The sequence below is a fragment of the Allokutzneria albata genome, assembly GCF_900103775.1.
Classification (GTDB): Bacteria; Actinomycetota; Actinomycetes; order Mycobacteriales; family Pseudonocardiaceae; genus Allokutzneria; species Allokutzneria albata.
This window is the reverse complement of the sequence record NZ_LT629701.1, coordinates 849,783-871,538: the sequence shown is the minus strand read 5'-3', so window position 1 is coordinate 871,538 and position 21,756 is coordinate 849,783. Positions and strand designations below refer to the sequence as shown.

Here is a 21,756-nt window from a genome sequence, read left to right as displayed (position 1 = left end):
CGAACCGGGGGCGGGGTCACTGGTTGATGAAGGAGCCGAAGGCGGCGTGCACCTTGTCGTCGGTGGTGATCACGTGCACCTGCGAGGGCGGGCCGATGTCGGCGAGCAGGCGGGAGCGGGTGTAGGTGAGCACGCGGGGACAGGCCGAGCCGTCGATCTCGATCTTGGTGTCGGTCACCTGCCTGCCGGTGCGCAGCTCGTAGGCCTTCACCGGGACCACGATCTTGTGGAAGGTGACCTGCACGGGGATGCGCGGGTTCAGCTTGCTCTGGTACGGGCAGGTGCGGACGGCGGCGCCGAACTCGGTCTTGCCCGCGCACACCACCAGAACGGCGTCGGCGGCGTCGGCGGCCTTCCACTCGGCGGGGAGCTTGTCGGCGTACTCGCTGTTGCCGTAGATCAGGGCGCGGTTGGTCCCCTTGCCGTAGGCCGGGGCACCGCTGTACTGCGCGGGCCGCGAGCAGTACGCGGGCTGCGAGCCGCGGAGCAGGTTGCGCACGTTCGCCAGCTCCATGGCCAGCGTCGCCTGCTTGACGCCCTCCTGGGCCTTGGCCGTCAGCTCGTGCCCTGGGTACACGTCGAGGAGCTGCTGGTAGCGCTGCCGTGCCAGCTGCCAGTCCTTGGCGGCCATCATCTCCTCCCCGCACGCGACGAGCGCCGCGGGCGCGGTCCGCGCGACGACGGTGGTGGAGCGGTCCAGCGCGTTGCCGGTTGGCTTGCGTTCGCGCAGCCAGTCGGTGACGACGGCGGTGTGGCAGGGGTTCTTCGCGGGGAGCCCGGAGAGGAAGCCGTCGAGCACCACGTCAACGACCTTCTCGTGGCCGCGTAACTCGGCGAGCACGGAGGCGAGGTGGTCGAAGCCCTCCTTGAGCACGTCGGTGCGACCGGTCAGCGCGAGGGCGAGCTTGTCCTTGGCCGTGCCGGCGCGGCGGCACGCCTCGGTGGTCAGTTCGCCCCGGATGATCACCGTGGGATCGACCAGCAGGTGGCCGAACCAGAGCTGCTCCAGCACGTCCACCGCTCGCGCGCAGTCACCGGCGCCGCGCGCCTGCGCGACCTGCTCCTCCACCCTGGCCGCGTCGAAGCTCAGCAGTCCCACGACGAGCACCACCGGCAGTGTGAGGGCGAGCAGCACCAGTCGCCCACGTCCGGCCGCGCGGCCGCCTGCCAGGAACCAGCCGTGCCAGATCAGACCCGCCCACCACAGCAGCACGATCACGGTGAACCACCACGTGCGCAGGACCGTGGCCAGCAGGATGAGCAGGACGACGGTGACGAGCCCCGTCGCCGCGGCCAGCTTGCGCCGCCCCAGCACCAGGTAACCGGCGCTGAGCAGCGAGGCGTTGGCGAGGGCGACGACGAGGGGGTCGGGCGGGCGGACCCCCGCCTCCTCCTCGGGCACGGGCTCGGCCTGCGTCGGCTGGTCCATCAGGTTCCCTTCGGGGATGGCAGGGCAGGGGCGCACCATTGTCGCCGTCCGACCCGGGAGGGGTCCCGGAACCGATCTCAACTCGTGATCGGGTTCTCCATGCTTCTCGTGCGGACTGTGGTGAGCGCACACGTTTTCCCCCGCGTCCGTTCGGCCTATCGTCGCGGCATGATCGCGTCGCTGGCCACGGCCCTGCTGGTGTTCACCGGTTCACTCGCAGCCACCGATCCCGTCCACAGTGGACTGTGTGCGCGGCTGGTGGTGCCGGACGCGGAGCACCAGCGCGTGTCCTGCCTGCGCGAGCTGACGACCGCGGGCACGGTGACCTCCGGGCACACCAACGTCGCCGACTGGGCGGGACTGACCCATGCCGCCCTCCCCCAGCCGAAGGGCGTTCCCGGAGTGCAGGTGGACGGCTACTTCCCCGATTCCTCCACCACGAACGACAACCACGGCTGGCACCACGACGCGCAGTTCGTGCTCCGTTTGCCGGACAAGTGGAACGGCGGGCTGGTGGTGTCGGGCGCGCCCGGCACGCGACGGCAGTACGCCAACGATCGCGCGATCGCGGACTGGGTGCTGACCAAGGGCTACGCGTTCGCGGCGACCGACAAGGGCAACACCGGAGCCACGTTCTTCCGCGATGGCGCCAGGCCAGGGGACGCGGTGGCGGAGTGGAACTCCAGGGTCACCCAGCTGACCATCGCCGCGAAGGCCGTTGTCGCCCAACGATATGGGCGATCGCCCAAGCGAACGTTCGCGGCGGGGATCTCCAACGGCGGCTATCTGGTCCGCTGGCAACTGGAGAACCGGCCCGCGCTGTTCGACGGCGGCGTGGACTGGGAAGGCACGCTGTGGCGGGCGAACGGACCGAACCTGTTCACCTTCCTCCCACCCGTGCTGCGCGCGTATCCCCGCTACCTCGCCGGAAGCACCGCCGCGCGTCAGGAGATCGTCGACGCGGGCTTCCCGCAGGAGTCGGAGTTCCTGTGGGACTACCACTACCGGGTCTACTGGGATCTCACCCAGCGCATCTTCCGCGAGGAGTTCGACCCCGCGTCCGACGGCGGACTGGAAGCCGGAATTCCTTTCTGCACAAGCGGAACTGTCGCTTGCGACACGGACTACGACTACCCCTCCCGGCCACGGGAGGTGCGCACCGCGGTCGAACGGATCTCCCTGACCGGCCGCATCCACAAGCCGCTGATCTCCTTGCACGGCACCCTCGACACCCTCCTGCCGATCAGCCGCACCGGGGATGCCTACGCCGACATGGTCCGCTCCACGGGAAACGGCCATCTGCACCGCTATCACCGCGTCGTGGGCGGCACGCACGTGGACGGGCTCGCCGACGTCCACCCTGGCCGGATCGAACCGCTGGGACCGCACTTCCGCGCCGCCTTCGACGAACTCGCCGAGCGCGTCGGCGTTCCTCCGGCGGATTGACGCCGGGATCACCCGACGCCTAACTTGACGAGAAATCGTTTTCTCGGTCGGGAGGCGTCGAATGGCGTACGGCAACCACGGCAGCAGTCTGCGCGATCTTCCGCGCTTGCGGGCCTCCCGCAGGCGGCGGGTCTCCAGCTGGGACCGCAGCGGCGGCAACGACGACCGGCTGACGATCCAGCCCGGCCAGACCGCGGTGCTGGCCGACATCGAGGGCTGCGGGTCGATCACCCACATCTGGTGCACCGTCGCACTGCCCCCCGACGCCAAGCAGGAGCCGGACTTCCTGCGCAGGCTGCTGCTGAAGATCACCTGGGAGGACAGCGCCGACCCCAGCGTGCTGGTCCCGCTCGGGGACTTCTTCGGCATGGGGCACGCCAAGACCGGCAACTTCGTCTCCGCTCCGCTGCAGATGAGCCCGGAGGACGGCAAGGGCTTCAACAGCTGGTTCCACATGCCGTTCCGCCGCCGCGCGCGGGTCGAGCTGGTCAGCGAGATGGCCGATGCGCCGGTGTTCTTCTACTACTACGTCGACTACGAGACCTTCGACGCGATCGAGGACGATCTCGGCTACTTCCACGCGCAGTGGAACCGCGCCAACCCCACCGACGGCGTCGAGCAGGGTGAGCAGTCGAACGAGGAGTACCTGTTCGGCGGCACCAATCCGGATGGCGCCGGCAACTACGTCATCCTCGACGCCACCGGGCGCGGTCACTACGTGGGCTGCGTGCTCAACGTGCACAACCTCCGCCGGACCGAGCAGTGGAACTGGTACGGCGAGGGTGACGACATGATCTTCATCGACGGCGAGCCGTTCCCGCCGTCCTTGCACGGCACGGGAACCGAGGACTACTTCAACACCGCGTGGTGCCCGACGCAGACGTACTCGGCGCCCTACCACGGGCTCACCATGCCCGGCGGGCCGAACTGGAGCGGTCAGGTGTCGATGTACCGCTTCCACATCGAGGACCCGGTGACGTTCACCCAGTCGATCAAGGTCACCATCGAGCACGGCCACGCCAACAAGCGCATTGACGACGTGTCCTCGGTCGCGTACTGGTACCAGACGTTGCCGCACAAGCCCTTCGGCATCCTGCCCGTCGCCGAGCGCCTGCCGAGGCCGCTCTGACGTCCTTGGTACCGCGGCGAGGCCGGAGGGGTCAGCGCAGGTCCGCGTGCACCCCGTCCTCGGCTTCGCTGCGGCCGATGGCGGCCTTGGAGCCCATGCCGATGGTCGCGTAGACCTCCGGCCACGCCCCGCGCAGCCACAGGCCCCACGCCAGCCCCACCGCGGCGATCACCAGGTAGGCGGTCGGAATTCCCCATCCCAGCGGGGAATCCGCCTCGACGCCGAGCAGCTTGTCGAAGTTGGCCAGCACCAGCACGAGCCCGATCGCCAGCCCGATCGCCGACAGCACCGGCGCGACGATCCGGCGCCACGCCGACTCAGCGGAGGGGCGCTTGGCGAAGAACCCGATGACCGCGAAGGACGTCGTGCCGATCAGCAACATGACGCCGAGCGCTCCGGAGGTGCACCACCAGTAGAACAGGTTGATCACCGGGTCGAGCTCGGCGACCGCGTACACGACGATCACCACGAGGGCGAGCGCGCTCTGCACCAGCGAGCTGTTCTTCGGCGCGCCGGTGCGCAGCGACGTCCGGCCGAACATCGCGGGCAGCACGCGTTCCCGGCCGAGCGCGAAGGTGTAGCGGGCGGCGAGGTTGTGGAAGGCGATCAGCGTGGCCAGCGCGCCGGTGACGTAGAGCGCCCGGCCGATCATCGCCCAGCTGGTGCCGAGGCTGGTCGTCGCCAGGCTGTAGATGAGGTTCGTGCTCTCCGTCTGCGAGGCCTGCACGATCCGGTCCGGGCCGGTCGCCACGCTCATCGCCCACGAGGCCAGGGTGAACAGCCCGACCAGGACGCCGATCGAGGTGAAGGTGGCCACCCGCACGGTCTTGCCCGGCTGCCGGGCCTCCTCGCTGAACACCACCGAGGCCTCGAACCCGACGAAAGCGGTGATCGCCACCGCGAGGACGGCACCGGCGCCCGGGGAGAACAGCGTCTCCGGGTTCAGCGCGTCCACGGTGACGACGCCGTTGGCGGGGTGGGCCAGGTTGCCCAGGCTGTAGACGACGATCACCAGGATCTCGGCGACCAGCAGCACCGCGAGGATCTTGCTGTTGAAGTCGACGTGCTGCAGGCCGAGGAAGGCCACGAGCGCGCAGCCCGCCAGCGCGATGAGCCACCACGGCACGTGGACGCCCCAGTCGCGGAACAACCGCGCGCCCGAGTCGCCGATGGCGCCGTAGACCCCGATCTGGATCCCCGTGTACGCGATCAGCGCCACCAGCGCCGCGGCAACGCCGACCGGCCGCCCCAGTCCCCGGCTGATGTAGGCGGAGAAGGCGCCCGCGTTCACCACGTACGGCGCCATCGTCACGTAGCCGACGGAGAACAGCGCCAGCAGGCCGCCCGCGACGACGAAGGCGACCGGGATGCCGATCAGACCGGTGACGGAGTAGCCGGACGTGATCACCATGGTGACCGCTGTCAGCGGGGCGGCGGCCGACATGGCGAAGAAGATCACCGAGGGGACGCCGAGCCGGTTGGCCGCGAGGTGGACCGCGACCTTGCCCCGCTGACCGGGCGCCTTGCTCTGGGACATCGGACTACTCCTGGCTTGAATGAACGCGCGGCCAGAGCGAGTTGATCACTCGAGTGGCCGGATCATAGCGGAGCCCTCCGGTTCCTCCTCACTCCCCCGAACGAATGGAAGAACGCCCGCCCGGGATTCTGATTCCCTCACCTCGATGGAAACAGAATGCATTTCGCAAATGCCCGGCCGCACGCGGTCCGGCCAGGCAGGACCCGCCTCGACGTGGCGCTTTGATTGACCCTGCAACCACCGGCGTTCTCGCCCGGCATTCCGTCACCCTTCCGGCGGTTGCGGCGGAAAAGCGGCCGCCGGACGAGGGTGAGGTTTCACCCAGATCGGCAACATTGCCGTCCGCGCGGTAGCGAACACCTCTCGGCCAATGTTGTGGAATTTTGTACGAGCGGCCCGGCGCGCAGTTGTCGGCCCGGTCGCCGAGCAGTGTGGACATGTGACCGACGCACAGGGTTCGACCGCGAGTTGCGGCTGTGCCAACCATGTGATTCCCGTTGACGGGCTCCTACGGTCTTCGGCCATGAGCACCCTCTCCGGCAAGGTCGCCTTGGTCACCGGCGGCGCGGGCGGCATCGGCCGGGCCTGCGCGCTGGCGCTCGCCGAGGCGGGGGCTCGGGTCCACGTCGTCGATCTCGACGCCGCGGGCGCGTCGGCCGTCGCCGGCCCGATCGGGGGCATCGCGCACGGGGCCGACCTGGCCGACGCCGGCGCCGTCGCCGGGCTGCCCGCCGAGGTGGACGTGCTGGTCAACAACGCAGGGCTCCAGCACGTCGCCCCGCTGCACGAGTTCCCGCCCGAGCGGTTCACGCTGATCCAGCAGGTGCTGGTGACCGCGCCGTTCTTGTTGACCCGCCAGTGCTTTCCGCACATGCGCGAACGCGGCTGGGGTCGCGTGGTCAACATCTCCAGCGTGCACGGATCGCGCGCCAGCGCCTACAAGTCCGCCTACGTCGCGGCGAAGCACGGGCTGGAGGGGCTCAGCAAGGTCGCCGCGCTCGAAGGCGCGCCGCACGGCATCACCAGCAACTGCGTCAGCCCCGGCTACGTCCGCACTCCCCTGGTCGAGCACCAGGTCGCCGCGCAGGCCGAGCAGCACGGCATCGACGCATCGGAGGTCGTGGACCGCGTGCTGCTGGCCAGGACCGCGGTGAAGCGGCTCATCGAGCCCGAACAGGTCGCCGACGTCGTCCGCTGGCTCTGCGGCGACTCCGCGGCGCACGTCACCGGTACCTCCGTGGCGATCGACGGCGGGTGGACCGCGCAGTAGTTCTCCTTCCAGGACAAGGGAGTCGTTGGCATGGCAGGGATTTCGCGCGTGGTCGGGGCGAGCCTGATCGGCACGACCGTGGAGTGGTACGACTTCTTCCTCTACGGCTCGGCCGCCGCCCTGGTGTTCGACAAGGTGTTCTTCCCCAGTACCGAACCGCTCACCGGAACCCTGCTGGCCTTCGCCACCTACGCGATCGGGTTCCTCGCACGGCCGATCGGCGGGCTGGTGTTCGGGCACTTCGGTGACCGCCTCGGCCGCAAGAAACTGTTGGTGCTGAGCCTGGTGCTGATGGGCGGGGCCACCTTCGCGATGGGCCTGCTGCCCACCTACGCGAGCATCGGGGTGGCCGCGCCGGTGTTGCTGACGGTCCTGCGACTGGTGCAGGGCTTCGCGCTCGGCGGGGAGTGGGGCGGTGCGGTGTTGATCGTCTCCGAGCACGGGGACGCGCGGCGGCGCGGGTTCTGGGCGTCGTGGCCGCAGGCCGGTGCCCCGGCGGGGAACCTGCTCGCCACGGCGGTGCTGGCGATCCTCGCGGGTGCCCAGAGCGAGGCCGACTTCCTGGCGTGGGGCTGGCGCATCCCGTTCCTGCTGTCCGGGGTTCTCGTCCTCATCGGGCTGTGGATCCGGCTGGCGATCGCCGAGTCACCGGTTTTCCTCGAAGCAGCTCGGAAAGCTCCGAAGCGGCAGCGCGCGCCGATCGTGACGGTGCTGCGCGAGAACTGGCGCGAGGTGCTGGTGGCGATGGGCGCGCGGCTGGCCGAGAACGTGTCGTACTACGTGATCACCGCGTTCATCCTGGTCTACCTCACCGGTCCGCTGGGGCTGCCGAAGTCGGTGGGGCTCAACGCGGTGCTGATCGCCTCGGTGATCCACTTCGCCACCATCCCGATGTGGGGCGCGCTGTCCGACCGGCTCGGCCGCAGGCCCGTCTACCTGTTCGGCGCGCTCGGCGTCGGAGCGTGGGCGTTCGCGTTCTTCCCGTTGCTGGACACCAGGTCCTTCCTGTGGATCACCGTCGCCACGACCGTCGGCCTGGTCCTGCACGGGGCGATGTACGGGCCGCAGGCGGCGTTCTTCTCGGAGCTGTTCGGCACCCGCGTGCGCTACTCCGGAGCGTCCATCGGCTACCAGCTGGCGTCGATCCTGGCGGGCGGACTCGCGCCGTTGATCGCCACGGCGCTGCTCAAGGAGTTCGGCGGCCCCGTCCCGATCGCCGGCTACGTCGCGCTCACCGCCCTGATCACCGCCGTCGCCGTGGTGGTGGCGCGGGAAACCCGCAACAGCGACCTCACGGAACAGACCGACCGTGCGGCAGCATGAACCGCATGAACCCCGTGACGGAGCTGTTGCGGCTGCTGGTCCAGGGCGCGCCGAGCGAGAAGATCGCGCAGGTCCCCCGCCTGTCCGGGCTGCGCGGCGCGGAGCTGGCCGAGGTCGAGGGCGCCACCGAGCTGGCGCTGCGGGTCCGGCGCACGCTCACCCAGCACCGCAGGCGGGAAGCCGAGCTGGCGGCGCTGTTCGACAGCGCCGGTGACCTTGCCGGGCTGCGGGACCTGGACTCGGTGCTGCGGTCGATCGTGCACCGGGCGCGGATGCTGCTCGGCACCGACGTCGCCTACCTGAGCATGAACGACGACGTCGTCGGCGACACGTACATGCGTGTGACCGACGGCTGTGTTTCCGAGCTGTTCCAACGCCTCCGGCTCGGGATGGGCGAAGGGCTGGGCGGTCTCGTCGCGCAGCTCTGCCGCCCCTACGCCAGCTCCGGCTACTTCGGCGACGACCGCTTCCGGCACACCGAGGCCATCGACGTCGCTGTGCGGGACGAGGGCCTTGTCGCGATCCTCGGCGTGCCGCTGCAGCTCAACCGCCAGGTCATCGGCGTGCTCTACGCGGCACAGCGGTCACCGAGGCGGTTCTCCCCGGAGGAGGTCGCCCTGTTGTCGTCGCTGGCCGACCACGCCGCTGTCGCGATCGACACCGCGCGGCTGTTGGAGGAGACACGCACGCACAACACCGCGATGCGGCGCGCCGAGCAGGCCCACGATCGGCTCAGCGACCTGGTGCTGCGCGGCGGAGACGTGCAGGAGGTGGCCGCCGCGCTCGCCGCCCTGCTCAACGGCGGGATCATCGTCTACGACCCCGATGGCGGCGAGCTGGCCCGCGTGGGTGCCGATCCGCCTCCTTTCCCCGCAACGGAAGTCGCGGCTTCGCGCACCAGTGGCCGATCCGTCAGCACCCCGTGGGGCGCGGTGTGCGCTGTGCTCGCCGGGCCGGAGTTGTTGGGTGCTCTCGCGTTCGCCACGTCAACCGAGCTGACCGACGGCGACCGCAGGCTCTTCGAGCGCGCGAGTGTCGTCACCGCGCTGCTCCTGCTGTTGCGGCGTTCCACCGCGGAGGCGGAGAACCAGGTGCGCGGCGAGCTGGTCACCGATTTGCTCAACGACCCGCACCGCGACGGTTTGATCGCTCGTGGACGCGCACTCGGCGTCGACCTGACCGCCGAGCACGTCGTTCTCGTGCTCGCCGACTCCGACCGAGTCCGCGCTGCCACGGCCCGCGCTGCCAGGACACGCGGCGGGCTCGGCGGCACCTTCGGCGAGCGGATCGTGTTGGTGCTACCGGCTTCCGCGCCCCGCGACCTGGACGTCCCGGCCACGATCGGCGTCAGCGGCCCCGCCCGCGGCCCCACCGGAGTGGCCGCGGCATGGGCCGAAGCCGCGCGCGTGTTGCGCGCCTTGGAGGAACTAGGCCGCGTCGGAGTGACGGCGTCGGCCTCGGACCTCGGATTCGTCGGCCTGCTCCTGGGTGATCGGGCCGATCTTCGCGGGTTCGTGACAGCGACGCTGGGGCCGATACTGGAATACGACAAGCGACGCGGGACGGATTTGCTGGGGACGCTGCGGGCTTATTTCGATTCACGTGGGAGCCTTACGCGGACCAAGGATGAGCTGCACGTGCACATCAATACGGTCGGGCAGCGGCTGGAACGGATATCGGTGTTGCTCGGGGCGGATTGGCAGGGGGCTGATCGGGCTCTGGAGTTGCAGTTGGCTTTGCGGTTGCAGCGGGTTCTTGGGTAGTGCGCGGGCTGGGCTTCCCAGTCCCACGGGTAGCAGCATGGGGTCGGCTTGACCGGGGCCCCTTGCGCGCGCCGAGGGCCTGCCGGTCGGGCGAGGTCAAGAACCGGCCCCCGCCGACGAGTGAACTTGCCGGACGGGCGGCACCTGTGGACCACGTCCCGAGGCAGGGTGTACGAGACGGAGCCGGAGCCGATCGCCGCCCCGGCGCCCTTCTGGTCCGACATCGGGCCCGAGCTGAGTAGCTCTACGCATTGTCCGTGGCAGAAGCGGGATGAAGACTTCCTCCGTGATCAAACGGGCAACGGCCGTGGCCGTGGTGACGATCGGGCTCGCGGGCTGCGCGGCCCGTCCTCCTGGGACACGGGGAGAGCGGCGAGGCGATCTCTGTTGACCGAATTGTTCTCGTTGGTTTCAGGGGGATTTCACGCGGCGTGACTACCGTGCCGCCGATGAAATGCTGGAGATGTCGCGGGGAGGACGACGACTACCCCTTCCTGCCCTGCGGGTCCGACGAGGACACCCAGGACCCGCACTGTCCACTGTGGACCGAGCGGCGGCGGGCGGAGATCGTTGAGCGGATGCCGTGGCCGCCGGGGTACGTGCCCCCGACATCGGCCAGGGCGCGGCGGGCGACGGGGAACCCGGGGTGGGTGCTGCTGGTGTTGGCGGTGGTGGCCGTCGCCCTGCTGGCCTCGATCTACGGGCGCGTGATCTAGACGGCTCTTGAGCGTTCGCTCAAAGCCGGGTTAGGCTCCGGTTTGAGCGAACGCTCAAGAGAGGGTGGTGAACGGTGGGCGAGCGGGTCCGCGATCGGGGGTATCACCTGTTCACACGGGTGTTGGCGGTAGCCCTGCTGCCGGTGGCGTTCGTCGCGGCACCGCGGCGGGCGAAGCATCTGGCCTGCCAGTGGGCGCTGTCGGCGCGGTTCCCGGCGGAGGACCTGGCTGGGCTGACACCGGCCACCCGCGCGGCGTTCACGGCGGCGCGGGCGGAGGCGTTGTGGCGGGACGGCGAGCTGATCGGGCTCACCTCGGGGCATCGCGATGCGGCGGAGCAGCAGCGGATGTTCACCGCGGAGGTGCGCCGGAGCGGGTCCGAGGAGGCGGCCCGGTTGCGGGTTCTGCCGCCGGAGGAGTCGCGGCACGTGGCGGGGACGGCACTCGACGTCAGACCCGCGGCGGGGGCGCGATGGTTGGAGCGCAACGGTGCGCGCCACGGCTTGTACCGGGTGTACGACAACGAATGGTGGCACTTCGAGTACCGGCCGGAAGGCCCGCCGATGCGGCTGCCGAATCCGGGCGCGAGTCCAGCCCTAGCGGGTCAGCCAGACTCGCCACAGTGACGCGGGATCGGACAGGGGATCGCCGTGCACCAAGGAGAAGTGGGCGGGCCCACCCACTTCGAGCCGCCCGGCGGTCGGATCGCCGAGCAGGTCGCCGCCGCGCCAGGTGAGCGCGGCCAGCGCCTCGTGCGGCGGTATCCCGGCGCGGACCAGGGCCTCGGCTTCCCACGCCAACTGGTTGGCGCGCAAGGAACCTCCGCCGAAATCGGAGCCCGCCGCGATCGGCACACCGGCGGCGTGGGCCAGCCGCACACCTTCCTCGGCCGCCTCAAGGCGAGCGCCGATGGTCGCGCGGGAGTCGGGTGCGGTGAATCGGTCCACAGTGGACGTATCGGTGAAGGTCAGCCACGAGTGCATCACGCCGAGCGTGGATACCAGGACCGTCCCGGCCTTCGCCATCGCCGAAGCGGCGTCGCGGTCGAGCTGGAAGCCGTGCTCGATGCTGTCGACGCCCGCGGCCGCGCCGACCTGGGAGCCGTGCAGCATGCCGGAATGGGCGGCGACGCGCGCACCACGAGCATGCGCCTCGCGGACGACCGCGGTCACCTCCTCGACGGTGAACGGAGGCGTGTCGCGGTCGGGGCCGTCGAGGTAGAGCTTGACCAGGTCGGCGCCGTCGTCGAGCTGGACCCGCGCGGCAGCGAGGAGATCCGCTCCGTGCTCCACCTCGACGGCGAGCCCGTGCGGCAGCGCGCCGGACTTGCCGAGCCAGGTCCCGGCCGCGCGGATGTACGGCCGGTCCGCCCGCCCTCGCCACGCGTCGCGCAGGCGCAGGCTGAGCGCGCGCTCGCCGCCGGTGACGGGATCGGGTCTGCGGGGCGCTCCGACGTCGCGTGCCCAGCGGATCCCGGCGCGCACCATCAGGTCGCCGTTCTCCTCGGCGACGGCGAGCAGTTCCTCGGTGCTGTCGAAACCGCGCTGAACCCATTGCGCCCCACCGGGCATGCTCAGGTGCGAGTGCGAGTCGACCATGCCGGGAATGATCGTGGCACCGGAGGCGTCGATCACCCGGCCCCGGTGCGGCGGCTCGTCGCCGGTGTCCCAGACGCCCGCCACCACGCCGTGCTCGACCAGCAGGGACACCCCGCGGCGCAACTCCGCGGAACGCCCGTCGGCCAGGGCCGCGCCGCGCACCAGCACCACGTCCTCGTCGAGCCGAGTAGCCACCGCGTCCTCCATCTCGTTAGCCCAGCTAAGGAGTATGTGGGGCGCGCGGCGCATCCGCAATGGGACGAACAGCCTAGAAGCCCTTGTGCGACAACGGGTTAGCCTCCACCAGTTCGAACTCCTGTCCCCTGCACCAGGAGGTTCTCGTGCTGCGCAAGATCATGACCTTGCTGTCCGCCACGATCCTGACCGTCACCGGGCTGACGGTGCCCGCGGCCCCCGCGCACGCGGACGGCTGCTACACCTGGGGAAGAACCCTCTCCCAGGGCATGACCGGAGAGGACGTCCGGCAGCTCCAGATCCGGATGTCCGGCTATCCCGGCTACGGCGCTGTCCTCGGCATCGACGGCGACTACGGCCCGGCCACCAAGGCCGCGGTCACCCGCTTCCAGCAGGCCTACGGGCTCCCGGTGGACGGGATCGCGGGCGGTCAGACCTTCACCAAGATCTACCAGCTCCAGGACGACGACTGCACTCCGGTCAACTTCTCCTACGCCGAGCTGAACACGTGCAACTCCACGTGGAGCGGTGGCGCCGTCTCCAGCGCCACGGCCCGGGCCAACGCCCTGGTGTCCATGTGGAAGCTCCAAGCCATGCGCCACGCCCTCGGTGACAGCTCGATCCGGGTGACCAGTGGCTTCCGCAGCGTCGCGTGCAACAACGCGGTCGGCGGGGCCTCGAACAGCCGCCACCTCCACGGCGATGCCGTCGACCTCGGCGCCGGACCGCACTCGCTGTGCCGCCTGGCCCAGCAGGCGCGCAACCACGGGTTCAACGGCATCCTCGGGCCGGGCTACCCCGGGCACGGCGACCACACGCACGTCGATCACCGATCCAGCCGCTTCTGGTCGGCCTCCAACTGCGGGATCTGAGCGGGCAGCGCTGCCATGGCGCGTCTCGGGTGATCACCTTGAGGACAACGCGAACCGTGTCGCCCGGTGGGGACGAGGCCAGATGATCGGCTCGTCCCCACCGGGCTCCCATCAGGTGACGTCAGCGGTGTGCTGCCGAGGGCCGTGCCCTCAGATCCTGCACACCCGCTGCGCGGTGCGCACCTGTGCCAGGTGCTTCTCGACGACGGGAAGGGCTTCTCGTGCCACCTGCTTCACCTGGGGCGACTGACCGCGGCGGAGCTCCTGCTGGATGAGTTTCAGCGTCTGCTGGTGGACAGTCACCTGCACCTGCAGCCAGCTCCGGTCGAAGGCGGTCCCCGACTTGCTCTGCAGGTCCCTGAGCAGCGCCTGCTGGGCACGGGTCGGAGTGTCGGGCAGTGACACCCGCTCCCGCTCCGCGACCGGACGCAGCCTCTGGTCCAGCCGCGTGTGATCACGCGCAATTACGCGACCAACGCGTCGCACGGACGCGCAGCGGCCCTTCTCCACCGCCAGGGCGCCCTTCGCGATCTCGAAGAGGTTGCCCTGGTGCACCCTCCTCAAGAAGATCTGGTCGGTCGGGTTGACCAGCGCCGCCACTTGCACGTCGGCTTGGGGCTGGGACATGGGCGCCGCCTGTGCGAAGGCGGTCCCGGTCAGTGCCATGGCGCCGGCCAACCCGGCCGCCGCGACAAGACGCAATGACTTCATGGTTGTTCCCCTGTCGTGGTTGATCTTGCTTTCGGTGCGGCCCCCGGAGGAAGCCAATGACCCGAGCCCACCTGCCCGCTGCGGAGCAGGCGATCGCTCACGAAGGCGGCGCGGTGAACGCAGTACCGTCCGCCAAGGCACACGCCGGTGGGCATCCATGAATGCCAGGTCCTTGGCGTTCAGCAGGAATACGCGTCACTCCGGCAGGCTCTGTCAGCTCTGCGTCCAAGACCACGCAAATGGATCACCGCAGCGGCATCCACACCGCTCGGACGCGGCCATCGAGCCGACACGGCCATTGGTCGTTCTGGACTCACCCGATCCGGGACTACGCCGGTCGCGGCAGAGAACACGGGCGCGGGACCACGCCTTCGACGTGCGGCGTTGTCGCCCGGGCATCTCGTCGCGGGCGGTCGCGTCGGCGGGAAGGCGTTGCTGCCGCTGCCGTTTCGCGGATCGCGGACGCACCACGTGCACCCGAAGGGCAGGAAGCTCGCGGAGTTCACGACCCCGGTGCCGGTGACAACACTGTCCACAAGGGTCAGTGCATCGTGGACGCTCCGGTCCCGGAGCACTTCGAGCACGATGGTCTTGCCCGGCGCCCGGAACGGAAATCCCCGCACCGGAAACGCGGCGAGCGGCTACGGTCGCGGAGTGCCTGACGCGATGTTCGCCCATCCCCGCCTCGCCGCCGTCTACGACGCGTTCGACGGGGATCGCAGCGACCTGACGATGTACCTCGCCATCGCCGACGAGCTGGGCGCGCGGCATGTGCTCGACATCGGCTGCGGCACCGGCTGCCTGGCGATCCTGCTGGCCGACAGCGGTCGCGCGGTGGTCGGCGTCGAGCCCGCCGAGGCCTCCCTCCAGGTCGCCAGGTCGAAGGACCCGGAAGGGCGGATCACCTGGCTGCCCGGCGACGCGGGCGATCTGCCCGCGCTCGGCGCCGACCTCGCGGTGATGACGGGAAACGTGGCCCCGGTGATCCTCTCCGATGCGGACTGGGCGCGGACGTTGCGCGGCGCCCACGTCGCGCTCCGGCCCGGCGGTCACCTCGTGTTCGAGACGCGGCGCCCGGAACGCCGGATCTGGGAGGACTGGGCCGCCGGGCCCGCGCTCCTCACCCGCGACGTGCCGGGCTTCGGCCAGGTGGAGCAGCTGTTCGAGGTCACCGACGTCAGCCTGCCGCTCGTCTCGTTCCGCCACACCTACCGGTTCCTGGCCGACGGCACCGTGCTCGTCTCGGAGGGCGCCGTGCGGTTCCGCGAGCGCGAGGAGATCGAGGCCGACCTCGCCGCGTCCGGCTACCGCGTGGTCGACGTCCGCGACGCGCCCGACCGCCCCGGCCGCGAATTCGTGTTCATCGCGGAGCGCGTTTAGCCTCGAAGGCATGGCCGCCGACTTCCCGATCTTGCGCCAGGTCGTTCTCGACTGTCCCGACGTCAGGGAGCTCGCCGAGTTCTACCGCCGTTTCCTCGGCCTCCACTACCGCCCCGGCGACGAACCACCGGCCGAACGGGACTGGCTGGTGCTGCGCGGCGCCGAGGGCATTCCCCAGATCGCGTTCCAGCAGGTCCCGCACCAGGCCGAGCCCACGTGGCCGGATGGTCCGCGCCCGCAGATGCTGCACCTGGACATCACCGTGCCCGCTGTCGCCGACCTCGACGCCCAGCACACGCGTGCCCTGGCACTGGGCGCGCGACTGCTTCGAGACCGCTCGGACGACCCTGTCGAGCCGCTTCGCATCTACGCCGATCCGGCGGGGCACCCGTTCTGCGTCTTCGTGCCACCCTCTCGGGCTTGAAGTTCCCGCACGATGTGCTCCACGAACACGTCGACCTTGTCCAGCGTCCTGGTGTACAACGCGGACACCAGGAACCCCACCCCGATCGTCGAGTCCCAGGTCCTCGCCCGCCGGTACGTCTCCTCGTCCACGGCGCCCCGCACGTTCTCCCAGCCGTGCCAGGCCATCAGCGCCGCGTCGATGGCCGGATCGAAGACCAACGCGAGATCCCAGTCCAGAACGCCGACGACGTCACCGTTGTCGTCCCAGTGGACGTTGCCGCCACCCAGATCGCCGTGGACCAGCGCAGCCGAAACGGGCGGCATGGCCAGCGCCTCCTCGACGCGTCGAAGGCGTTCGGCGCGGTACTGCTCCGGCAGGCGCGGGATGACCTCCTCGATGAGCACCTGCCCCCAGTGGCGGCCGTCGGGATAGGTCGGTGGCACGTGCAGCAGCGCCTCCAGCTCGGGGCTGACCGGGCACTCACGGATCGCCCGGAGCAGTGGGGCGATCTTCTCCGGATCGCCCTGTCCCTCCGGTAGCGCGGTCCCGCCGACCCACGACACGGCGACGGCGGCGCGTTCGCCGAAGGTCGTCACCGGTGTCAGGGGCTCGGGCACGGCGAAGGGCAGCCCGCTGGAAGCGATCATGCGCAGCACTTCGGTGCGGCGGGGCAGCGCCGCCGTTCCGGAGTCGCGCCTGCTGACCCGCACGGCGGCCACCTCGGGCACCAGGACCACGTCGTGCATCCCGCCGCGGAACAACCGCGCGGAGTCGAGCCGCACACCGGGCAGAAGCGCGTCGGCGATCTCCAGCAGTTCGCCGGAGACCGCCGATTCCTCTTTCGCTGGCACGGGCCGTACTTTCGCATAACGCTGGACGACCCGCGTCCGAATTCCGGTGGGTCAGCGGCCGCCGATCGCCTCGACCGTCACCGGCTCCTGACGTCCGTTGAAAGCGTTCGAGACGTCGTGCACGCCGGGACCGACGCACCAGGTGGTCCTCCGGAAGACCGCGCGGATCTCGACGCGCTCCGTTCCGCTGCCGCACCGGTGCCAGTGCAGGTGCCTCGGCAGGCCGTACGTCGGCGCGTCCGCCGCCCTGATCATCCCGCAGGGTACGTCGGCAGCAGCACCGCGTCGGCGGGCACGGCGAGGGAAAGGCCGCCCAAGGACAGCGCGGCGACGACAGCAAGACGAAAAGCAGCCATTTGCTCCCCACTCTCGCCCGTGGCGAGAACTCGTTGACACCTGGCATTGCTGCCACTGTTGCGATCTCGGGCGCCTCCCTAGCCTGCTGGCGGCAGGCACCGCGCACCCGGAGGAGAACGAAAGACCGTGACGAAATTCCTGCTCAGCGTGCACGTCGTCGTCGCGATCGTGGCGATCGGCCCGGTCACCGTCGCGGCGAGCATGTTCCCCCGCGCGGCGAGGTCGTCGGCGCTGCCGGTGGTTCGCACCCTGCACCGCATCTGCCGCGTCTACGCGGGGCTCGGCGTGCTGGTGCCGGTGTTCGGCCTGGCGACCGCGCTCAGCATGGGTGTGCTGGGCGACGCATGGTTGCTGGCGTCCATTGCGCTGACCGCGGTCGCCGCAGCCGTGCTCGTCGCCGCGGTGCTGCCGGATCAGCGCAAGGTGCTCGACGCCCTGGAGACCGCTCCTGACACCGACATCAGCGCGTGGGTCCGTCGCATCGCGATGACCGGCGGCGTGTTCAACGTCCTGTGGGCGACAGTCACGGTGCTGATGATCGTGCGCCCCGGCTCGACGACGGGGGCATGACATGACCGCGCTCCGGATTCCCGCCGCGATCGAGGCTGTCTCGTTGGTCGTGCTGCTGGCGAACCTCGTGACCGTGCACGCCCCGACCGTCACGTCGGTCAGCGGCCCGATCCACGGATTCGCCTACCTCATGGTCGTCTTGGTGGCCCTGCTGCGTGAGGGCACACCCGTCCGCGCCCGCCTCGCCGCGCTGCTGCCGGGCGTGGGCGGGCTGATCGCCCTGCGGCTGGTCAGCCCAGGCCGACGCGCTCAAGCAGGTTGAGCGCCTCGCGCTGCTCCTTGTTCGCGTCGGCTTCGAGCACCGAGCCGGGCACCGGTTCCGCTTCCTTGGCCTCCACCCACTCCTGGGGCAGGACGCGCTCGGGCAGCTTGCTCCACCTGGACTCGCCACGCTCAGCCATGCACCCATGATGCCCGCACCTGACCGTCATCATCTTTTCAAGATCCCTTATTGGCCTGTTCTGCATCGATTCGCCTACCTTGGGTGGCCGCGGTCGTCTCAAGGCTCAATGGAGAGCGATGAAGAAGGTCTGCCAGCTGCTCGTCACCCTGATGCTCGCCGCCGGGCTGCCCGCGGCCATCCCCGCGAAGAGCGCGTGCGCGGCCGTCTCGGCGCCCGCGGTGCCCGGGGCCCGCGTGCTGTCGGTGTCCGGGGTCGAGCGGCCCGCGGGCGAGGCCGGGATGCCCGGGCGCCCGCCGATCACCGGTGTGCCCGCGCGGTGCGAGGTCACGGTGGTGCTCAGCCACCCGGACACCGACGACCGGGTCCGGGTGGAGGTGTGGCTGCCGCTGCGCGGCTGGACCGGGCGGTTCCTGGGCACCGGGGGCGGCGGGTTCGCGACCGGGTTCTCCGCGGAAGGGCTCGCGCCCGCGGTCAAGGACGGCTTCGCGGCCGCGGCGACCGACGGCGGGATCGGGCTCAACCCGATCAGCCCGGCGGCGTGGGCGCTGGACGCGTCGGGACGGGTGAACTGGGGGCTGCTGACGAACTTCGCCACCCGGTCGGTGCACGACATGACCGTGGTCGGCAAGGCGGTGACGAGGAGCTTCTACGGCCGCGCCCCCGCTTACTCGTACTGGAACGGCTGTTCGACGGGCGGGCGGCAGGGGCTGGCGGAGGCGCAGCTCCACCCGCGCGACTACGACGGGATCGTGGCGGGCGGGCCCGCGATCGACATGCCGCGCTCCTCCCTGGCCCAGTTCTGGCCGCAGGTGGTGATGAACCAGGAGCGCACCCGCCCCTCGGCCTGCGAGTTCGACGCGTTCACCAGGGCCGCGGTCGACGACTGCGACCTGCTCGACGGCGTCGCAGATCGCGTGATCGGCGACCCGGCGGCCTGCCGGTTCGACCCGGCGCGCCTGGTAGGCACGAAAACCCCTTGCGGGACAACGATTACAGCCGCCACCGCGGAGGTCGTGAGGCGGATCTGGGACGGACCGCGCGGGCACACCGGCAGGCTCGGGCAGGGGCTGGTGAAGGGCGGCAGCTTCGCCGAGCTCGCCGGGGCCGCACCGCTGCCCATCGCCGACAACTGGATCAGGTACTTCCTCGGCCGCGATCCCGGCATGGACACCACGAAGATCGACTACTCGGCCTTCGAACGGCTGGTGTTCGCCTCCACCGCGACCTACGACCACCTGCTGGCCAACACCCGGCCCGACCTGTCGGCCTTCCGCGCCGCGGGCGGCAGGCTGCTGGTCTGGCACGGGCTCGCCGACGCCGAGATCGCCCCCGGCACCACCATCGACTACCGCGAGCGGGTCGAGCGCGTCACCGGCCCGGCCGACGGGTTCTTCCGGCTCTTCCTCGCCCCCGGCTCCGGCCACTGCGGCACCGGGGTGGGCGTGGCGCCGGTGGACCCGATGGGCGCGATGATCGCCTGGGTGGAGCGCGGCCGCGCCCCGGACACGCTGGCCGCGGCCACCGCCGACGGCAGGACCACCCGCGACCTGTGCCGCCACCCCCGGGTGCCGATCTACGACGGGCACGGCGATCCGGACTCCGCCACCAGCTTCCGGTGCTCCGGGGACTGACGTGGGCTCGGCGGTGTTCCACCTCAGGCGGGCGCGGGACCTGATGGACCGGCACTTCGCCGAGCCGCTGGACCTGGACGCGCTCGCCGCGGAGGCCGGGTTCTCCCGCTACCACTTCGCCCGCGCGTTCCGGGCCGCCTACGGGGAGCCGCCCGGCGCGTACCTGACCCGGCGCCGGGTGGAGCGGACGCAGGACCTGTTGCGCTCGGCCAACCTGACCGTCACCGAGATCTGCCACCTCGTCGGCTTCACCAGCCTCGGCTCGTTCAGCTCGAAGTTCACCGAGCTGGTCGGCGTCAGCCCGACCGAGTACCGGCGGCGCACGGCCGGCGGGCCGATGGTCCCCGGCTGCTTCATGATGGCCTGGTCCAGGCCGCTGCCCCGGACAGCAATCCAGGAGAAGCCCAGCGGCGGGCAGCCCTCCTAACCTCGGCGGCGACCGCGCCACCCACCGAGGAGATCCGATGATCAACCGCGTGTCCCACGTCTGCGTCCACGTGCTCGACCAGGACCGGGCCAGGCAGTTCTACACCGAGAAGCTGGGCATGGAGGTCCGCTCCGACGTCACCATGGGCGACGGGTTCGAGGGCGCGGGACAGGGCTTCCGCTGGCTCACCGTCGGCCCGGCGGGCCAGCCCGACGTGGAGATCATCCTGGCCGACTGCGCCATGGGCCACGACGAGGCCACCGCCGCCCAGCTCCGTGATCTGGTCGCCAAGGGCGCGCTCGGCGCGGCGGTGATGAACACCGACGACTGCCGCAAGTCCTTCGAGGAGCTCTCCGCCCGCGGCGTGGTGTTCCTGCAGGAACCGGCCGAACGGCCCTACGGCGTCGAGGCGATCTTCCGCGACGACTCCGGCAACTGGTTCAGCCTGAGCCAGGCCCGCTAGCGCGGGAGGGGTCCCGTCCGCCGGGCCTACGGTCGCCCCCATGACGACCTCTCCCCGGCTGGCGGCCCTCGCCGCGTCGGTGCTGCTCGCCACCGGCGGCGGGGCAGCACCCGAGAACGCCCGCTCGACCTGCCCGGACGGCGCCTGCCCCGCCGAGCTGACCGGGCAGGTCGAGGTCACCGTCAACGGCGCCGTCCGCACCGCGACCCTGCGCGGCCACTGCGTCCTGACACTCGGCGAAGACGGCTGAAACCGCGGTGAAACCGCAGTGAAGCCCGTGGCGCGCACCCTCCTCGGCACAGCCAAGGAAACGAGGGGGGTATGTCCACAACACCCGACATCTCCATCGCCGCGAAGGGACTGCGCAAGTCCTACGGCGACAAGGTCGTGCTCGACGGCATCGACCTGACCGTGCGCGCCGGGACGATCTTCTCCCTGCTCGGCCCGAACGGCGCGGGCAAGACCACCACGGTGCAGATCCTGTCCACGCTGATCCGTCCCGACGGGGGCACGGCACGGGTCGCCGGCCACGATCTCTGCCAGGCGCCCGACGCGGTCCGCACCGCGATCGGCGTCACCGGGCAGTTCGCCGCGATCGACCGGTTGCTCACCGGTGAGGAGAACCTGCTGCTGATGGCCGACCTGCACCACCTCGGCCGCGCGGAGGGACGACGCCGCACCGCGGAGCTGCTGGAGCGCTTCGACCTGGTGGACGCCGCGAAACAGCTGCCGGGCACCTACTCCGGCGGGATGCGGCGACGGCTGGACCTGGCGATGACGCTGGTCGGCAGTCCCCGGCTGATCTTCCTCGACGAGCCGACCACCGGGCTGGACCCGCGCAGCAGGCAGACCATGTGGGAGATCATCCGCGAGCTGACCGGCTCCGGCGTGACGATCTTCCTCACCACCCAGTACCTGGAGGAGGCCGATCAGCTCGCCGGCCGGATCGCCGTGCTGCACAACGGGAAGCTGGCCGCCGAGGGCACCCCGGACGAGCTGAAGCGACTGATCCCCGGCGGGCACGTGCGGCTGCGCTTCGCCGAGGAGCACGGCGTGCACGCCGCGGCCAGGGTGCTCGGTTTCCCGCCGCGCGAGGACGACGGGCTGGGCCTGCGCGTGCCCAGCGACGGCCACGTGCGCTCGCTGCGGGTGCTGCTGGACCAGCTCGACGACGCGGGGGTCGAGGTCGAGGAGCTGACCGTGCACACCCCGGACCTCAACGACGTGTTCTTCGCGCTGACCGACACCACGCAGGAGGTGCCCAGTGCGTGACTCCGTG

General features: G+C 70.6%; 24 protein-coding genes. 17 read left to right on the top strand and 7 right to left on the bottom strand.

Annotation, left to right across the window (positions count from 1 at the left end):
• Positions 1-16: 16 nt before the first annotated feature.
• The gene (locus BLT28_RS03790; protein ID WP_030430211.1) at positions 17-1,429 is read right to left on the bottom strand and encodes a tetratricopeptide repeat protein; all 1,413 of its coding nucleotides are present in this window, start codon (positions 1,427-1,429) and stop codon (positions 17-19) included.
• 168 nt (positions 1,430-1,597) lie between these two features.
• Here BLT28_RS03790 and BLT28_RS03785 point away from each other — a divergent pair, with 168 nt between their 5' ends.
• Together BLT28_RS03785 and BLT28_RS03780 are read left to right on the top strand one after the other, a co-directional pair.
• Positions 1,598-2,875, top strand: coding sequence for a tannase/feruloyl esterase family alpha/beta hydrolase (locus BLT28_RS03785; protein ID WP_172806497.1), 1,278 nt, complete (start codon positions 1,598-1,600; stop codon positions 2,873-2,875).
• Positions 2,876-2,936: 61 nt separating this feature from the next.
• Entirely contained in the window at positions 2,937-4,004 is a 1,068-nt protein-coding gene (locus BLT28_RS03780) for a glycoside hydrolase family 172 protein (protein ID WP_030430213.1), read from the top strand.
• 31 nt (positions 4,005-4,035) lie between these two features.
• Here BLT28_RS03780 and BLT28_RS03775 read toward each other — a convergent pair whose 3' ends face one another.
• On the bottom strand, positions 4,036-5,541 hold the full coding sequence (locus tag BLT28_RS03775; protein ID WP_063766592.1) for an APC family permease: 1,506 nt from the start codon (positions 5,539-5,541) through the stop codon (positions 4,036-4,038).
• A gap of 523 nt (positions 5,542-6,064) precedes the next feature.
• On the opposite strand from BLT28_RS03775, the gene BLT28_RS03770 reads away from it, so the two are divergent.
• The 5 genes from BLT28_RS03770 to vanY-N all read left to right on the top strand — a co-directional run bounded on the left by BLT28_RS03770 (position 6,065) and on the right by vanY-N (position 11,239).
• The gene (locus BLT28_RS03770; protein ID WP_030430214.1) at positions 6,065-6,811 is read left to right on the top strand and encodes a 3-hydroxybutyrate dehydrogenase; all 747 of its coding nucleotides are present in this window, start codon (positions 6,065-6,067) and stop codon (positions 6,809-6,811) included.
• A 30-nt stretch (positions 6,812-6,841) separates the two neighbouring features.
• Positions 6,842-8,134, top strand: a complete 1,293-nt coding sequence (locus BLT28_RS03765; protein ID WP_030430215.1) for an MFS transporter — start codon at positions 6,842-6,844, stop codon at positions 8,132-8,134.
• Entirely contained in the window at positions 8,131-9,897 is a 1,767-nt protein-coding gene (locus BLT28_RS03760; RefSeq protein ID WP_030430216.1) for a helix-turn-helix domain-containing protein, read from the top strand. Before BLT28_RS03765 ends, BLT28_RS03760 begins: the two co-directional genes overlap by 4 nt.
• Before the next feature lie 449 nt (positions 9,898-10,346).
• The gene (locus tag BLT28_RS03755) at positions 10,347-10,613 is read left to right on the top strand and encodes a hypothetical protein (protein ID WP_083383646.1); all 267 of its coding nucleotides are present in this window, start codon (positions 10,347-10,349) and stop codon (positions 10,611-10,613) included.
• 74 nt (positions 10,614-10,687) lie between these two features.
• Positions 10,688-11,239, top strand: coding sequence for a D,D-peptidase/D,D-carboxypeptidase VanY-N (gene vanY-N / locus BLT28_RS03750; protein ID WP_030430218.1), 552 nt, complete (start codon positions 10,688-10,690; stop codon positions 11,237-11,239).
• On the opposite strand, the gene BLT28_RS03745 is transcribed toward vanY-N, so the two are convergent.
• Complete coding sequence (locus BLT28_RS03745) at positions 11,210-12,406, bottom strand: amidohydrolase family protein (protein WP_162184856.1); 1,197 nt, start codon at positions 12,404-12,406, stop codon at positions 11,210-11,212. The genes vanY-N and BLT28_RS03745 overlap by 30 nt on opposite strands.
• Before the next feature lie 146 nt (positions 12,407-12,552).
• On the opposite strand from BLT28_RS03745, the gene BLT28_RS03740 reads away from it, so the two are divergent.
• Complete coding sequence (locus tag BLT28_RS03740; RefSeq protein WP_231950608.1) at positions 12,553-13,278, top strand: D-Ala-D-Ala carboxypeptidase family metallohydrolase; 726 nt, start codon at positions 12,553-12,555, stop codon at positions 13,276-13,278.
• A gap of 150 nt (positions 13,279-13,428) precedes the next feature.
• On the opposite strand, the gene BLT28_RS03735 is transcribed toward BLT28_RS03740, so the two are convergent.
• Positions 13,429-14,046, bottom strand: a complete 618-nt coding sequence (locus tag BLT28_RS03735) for a DUF4142 domain-containing protein (protein ID WP_162184857.1) — start codon at positions 14,044-14,046, stop codon at positions 13,429-13,431.
• Between the two features lie 597 nt (positions 14,047-14,643).
• Between BLT28_RS03735 and BLT28_RS03730 the strand changes: the two genes are divergently transcribed.
• Together BLT28_RS03730 and BLT28_RS03725 are read left to right on the top strand one after the other, a co-directional pair.
• On the top strand, positions 14,644-15,369 hold the full coding sequence (locus BLT28_RS03730) for a class I SAM-dependent methyltransferase (RefSeq protein ID WP_030430222.1): 726 nt from the start codon (positions 14,644-14,646) through the stop codon (positions 15,367-15,369).
• A gap of 10 nt (positions 15,370-15,379) precedes the next feature.
• Positions 15,380-15,793, top strand: coding sequence for a VOC family protein (locus BLT28_RS03725; RefSeq protein WP_030430223.1), 414 nt, complete (start codon positions 15,380-15,382; stop codon positions 15,791-15,793).
• Here the strand turns inward: BLT28_RS03725 and BLT28_RS03720 are convergent.
• Together BLT28_RS03720 and BLT28_RS03715 are read right to left on the bottom strand one after the other, a co-directional pair.
• Entirely contained in the window at positions 15,736-16,626 is an 891-nt protein-coding gene (locus BLT28_RS03720) for a phosphotransferase family protein (protein ID WP_052407444.1), read from the bottom strand. The genes BLT28_RS03725 and BLT28_RS03720 overlap by 58 nt on opposite strands.
• 51 nt (positions 16,627-16,677) lie before the next feature.
• The gene (locus BLT28_RS03715; RefSeq protein ID WP_030430225.1) at positions 16,678-16,881 is read right to left on the bottom strand and encodes a hypothetical protein; all 204 of its coding nucleotides are present in this window, start codon (positions 16,879-16,881) and stop codon (positions 16,678-16,680) included.
• A gap of 228 nt (positions 16,882-17,109) precedes the next feature.
• Between BLT28_RS03715 and BLT28_RS03710 the strand changes: the two genes are divergently transcribed.
• Both BLT28_RS03710 and BLT28_RS03705 read left to right on the top strand, forming a co-directional pair.
• Positions 17,110-17,553, top strand: a complete 444-nt coding sequence (locus BLT28_RS03710; protein ID WP_030430226.1) for a membrane protein — start codon at positions 17,110-17,112, stop codon at positions 17,551-17,553.
• A gap of 1 nt (position 17,554) precedes the next feature.
• Entirely contained in the window at positions 17,555-17,815 is a 261-nt protein-coding gene (locus tag BLT28_RS03705) for a DUF3817 domain-containing protein (protein WP_030430227.1), read from the top strand.
• On the opposite strand, the gene BLT28_RS39685 is transcribed toward BLT28_RS03705, so the two are convergent.
• The gene (locus BLT28_RS39685) at positions 17,784-17,954 is read right to left on the bottom strand and encodes a hypothetical protein (RefSeq protein ID WP_156051044.1); all 171 of its coding nucleotides are present in this window, start codon (positions 17,952-17,954) and stop codon (positions 17,784-17,786) included. The two genes, BLT28_RS03705 and BLT28_RS39685, sit on opposite strands and share 32 nt — an antisense overlap.
• 118 nt (positions 17,955-18,072) lie before the next feature.
• On the opposite strand from BLT28_RS39685, the gene BLT28_RS03700 reads away from it, so the two are divergent.
• From BLT28_RS03700 to BLT28_RS03680, 5 genes are all read left to right on the top strand, one after another.
• A complete protein-coding gene (locus BLT28_RS03700) occupies positions 18,073-19,587 on the top strand; it encodes a tannase/feruloyl esterase family alpha/beta hydrolase (protein ID WP_030430228.1) in 1,515 nt (504 codons plus the stop codon).
• A 43-nt stretch (positions 19,588-19,630) separates the two neighbouring features.
• Positions 19,631-20,014, top strand: coding sequence for a helix-turn-helix domain-containing protein (locus BLT28_RS03695; protein ID WP_063766595.1), 384 nt, complete (start codon positions 19,631-19,633; stop codon positions 20,012-20,014).
• A gap of 37 nt (positions 20,015-20,051) precedes the next feature.
• Positions 20,052-20,477, top strand: coding sequence for a VOC family protein (locus tag BLT28_RS03690; protein WP_030430230.1), 426 nt, complete (start codon positions 20,052-20,054; stop codon positions 20,475-20,477).
• A 40-nt stretch (positions 20,478-20,517) separates the two neighbouring features.
• Positions 20,518-20,727, top strand: coding sequence for a hypothetical protein (locus tag BLT28_RS03685; protein WP_030430231.1), 210 nt, complete (start codon positions 20,518-20,520; stop codon positions 20,725-20,727).
• Positions 20,728-20,798: 71 nt separating this feature from the next.
• Positions 20,799-21,749 (top strand): daunorubicin resistance protein DrrA family ABC transporter ATP-binding protein, encoded by a 951-nt coding sequence (locus tag BLT28_RS03680; RefSeq protein ID WP_030430232.1) that lies wholly within the window; start codon positions 20,799-20,801, stop codon positions 21,747-21,749.
• Positions 21,750-21,756: the final 7 nt, after the last annotated feature.

What these genes read in the sequence shown, in the direction of transcription:
- BLT28_RS03790 (WP_030430211.1), bottom strand. Translation starts at nt 1,429, where the DNA reads ATGGACCAGCCGACGCAGGCCGAGCCCGTGCCCGAGGAGGAGGCGGGG.
- BLT28_RS03785 (WP_172806497.1), top strand. Translation starts at nt 1,598, where the DNA reads ATGATCGCGTCGCTGGCCACGGCCCTGCTGGTGTTCACCGGTTCACTC.
- BLT28_RS03780 (WP_030430213.1), top strand. Translation starts at nt 2,937, where the DNA reads ATGGCGTACGGCAACCACGGCAGCAGTCTGCGCGATCTTCCGCGCTTG.
- BLT28_RS03775 (WP_063766592.1), bottom strand. Translation starts at nt 5,541, where the DNA reads ATGTCCCAGAGCAAGGCGCCCGGTCAGCGGGGCAAGGTCGCGGTCCAC.
- BLT28_RS03770 (WP_030430214.1), top strand. Translation starts at nt 6,065, where the DNA reads ATGAGCACCCTCTCCGGCAAGGTCGCCTTGGTCACCGGCGGCGCGGGC.
- BLT28_RS03765 (WP_030430215.1), top strand. Translation starts at nt 6,842, where the DNA reads ATGGCAGGGATTTCGCGCGTGGTCGGGGCGAGCCTGATCGGCACGACC.
- BLT28_RS03760 (WP_030430216.1), top strand. Translation starts at nt 8,131, where the DNA reads ATGAACCGCATGAACCCCGTGACGGAGCTGTTGCGGCTGCTGGTCCAG.
- BLT28_RS03755 (WP_083383646.1), top strand. Translation starts at nt 10,347, where the DNA reads ATGAAATGCTGGAGATGTCGCGGGGAGGACGACGACTACCCCTTCCTG.
- BLT28_RS03725 (WP_030430223.1), top strand. Translation starts at nt 15,380, where the DNA reads ATGGCCGCCGACTTCCCGATCTTGCGCCAGGTCGTTCTCGACTGTCCC.
- BLT28_RS03715 (WP_030430225.1), bottom strand. Translation starts at nt 16,881, where the DNA reads ATGATCAGGGCGGCGGACGCGCCGACGTACGGCCTGCCGAGGCACCTG.
- BLT28_RS03705 (WP_030430227.1), top strand. Translation starts at nt 17,555, where the DNA reads ATGACCGCGCTCCGGATTCCCGCCGCGATCGAGGCTGTCTCGTTGGTC.
- BLT28_RS39685 (WP_156051044.1), bottom strand. Translation starts at nt 17,954, where the DNA reads ATGGCTGAGCGTGGCGAGTCCAGGTGGAGCAAGCTGCCCGAGCGCGTC.
- BLT28_RS03700 (WP_030430228.1), top strand. Translation starts at nt 18,073, where the DNA reads ATGAAGAAGGTCTGCCAGCTGCTCGTCACCCTGATGCTCGCCGCCGGG.
- BLT28_RS03695 (WP_063766595.1), top strand. Translation starts at nt 19,631, where the DNA reads ATGGACCGGCACTTCGCCGAGCCGCTGGACCTGGACGCGCTCGCCGCG.
- BLT28_RS03690 (WP_030430230.1), top strand. Translation starts at nt 20,052, where the DNA reads ATGATCAACCGCGTGTCCCACGTCTGCGTCCACGTGCTCGACCAGGAC.
- BLT28_RS03685 (WP_030430231.1), top strand. Translation starts at nt 20,518, where the DNA reads ATGACGACCTCTCCCCGGCTGGCGGCCCTCGCCGCGTCGGTGCTGCTC.
- BLT28_RS03680 (WP_030430232.1), top strand. Translation starts at nt 20,799, where the DNA reads ATGTCCACAACACCCGACATCTCCATCGCCGCGAAGGGACTGCGCAAG.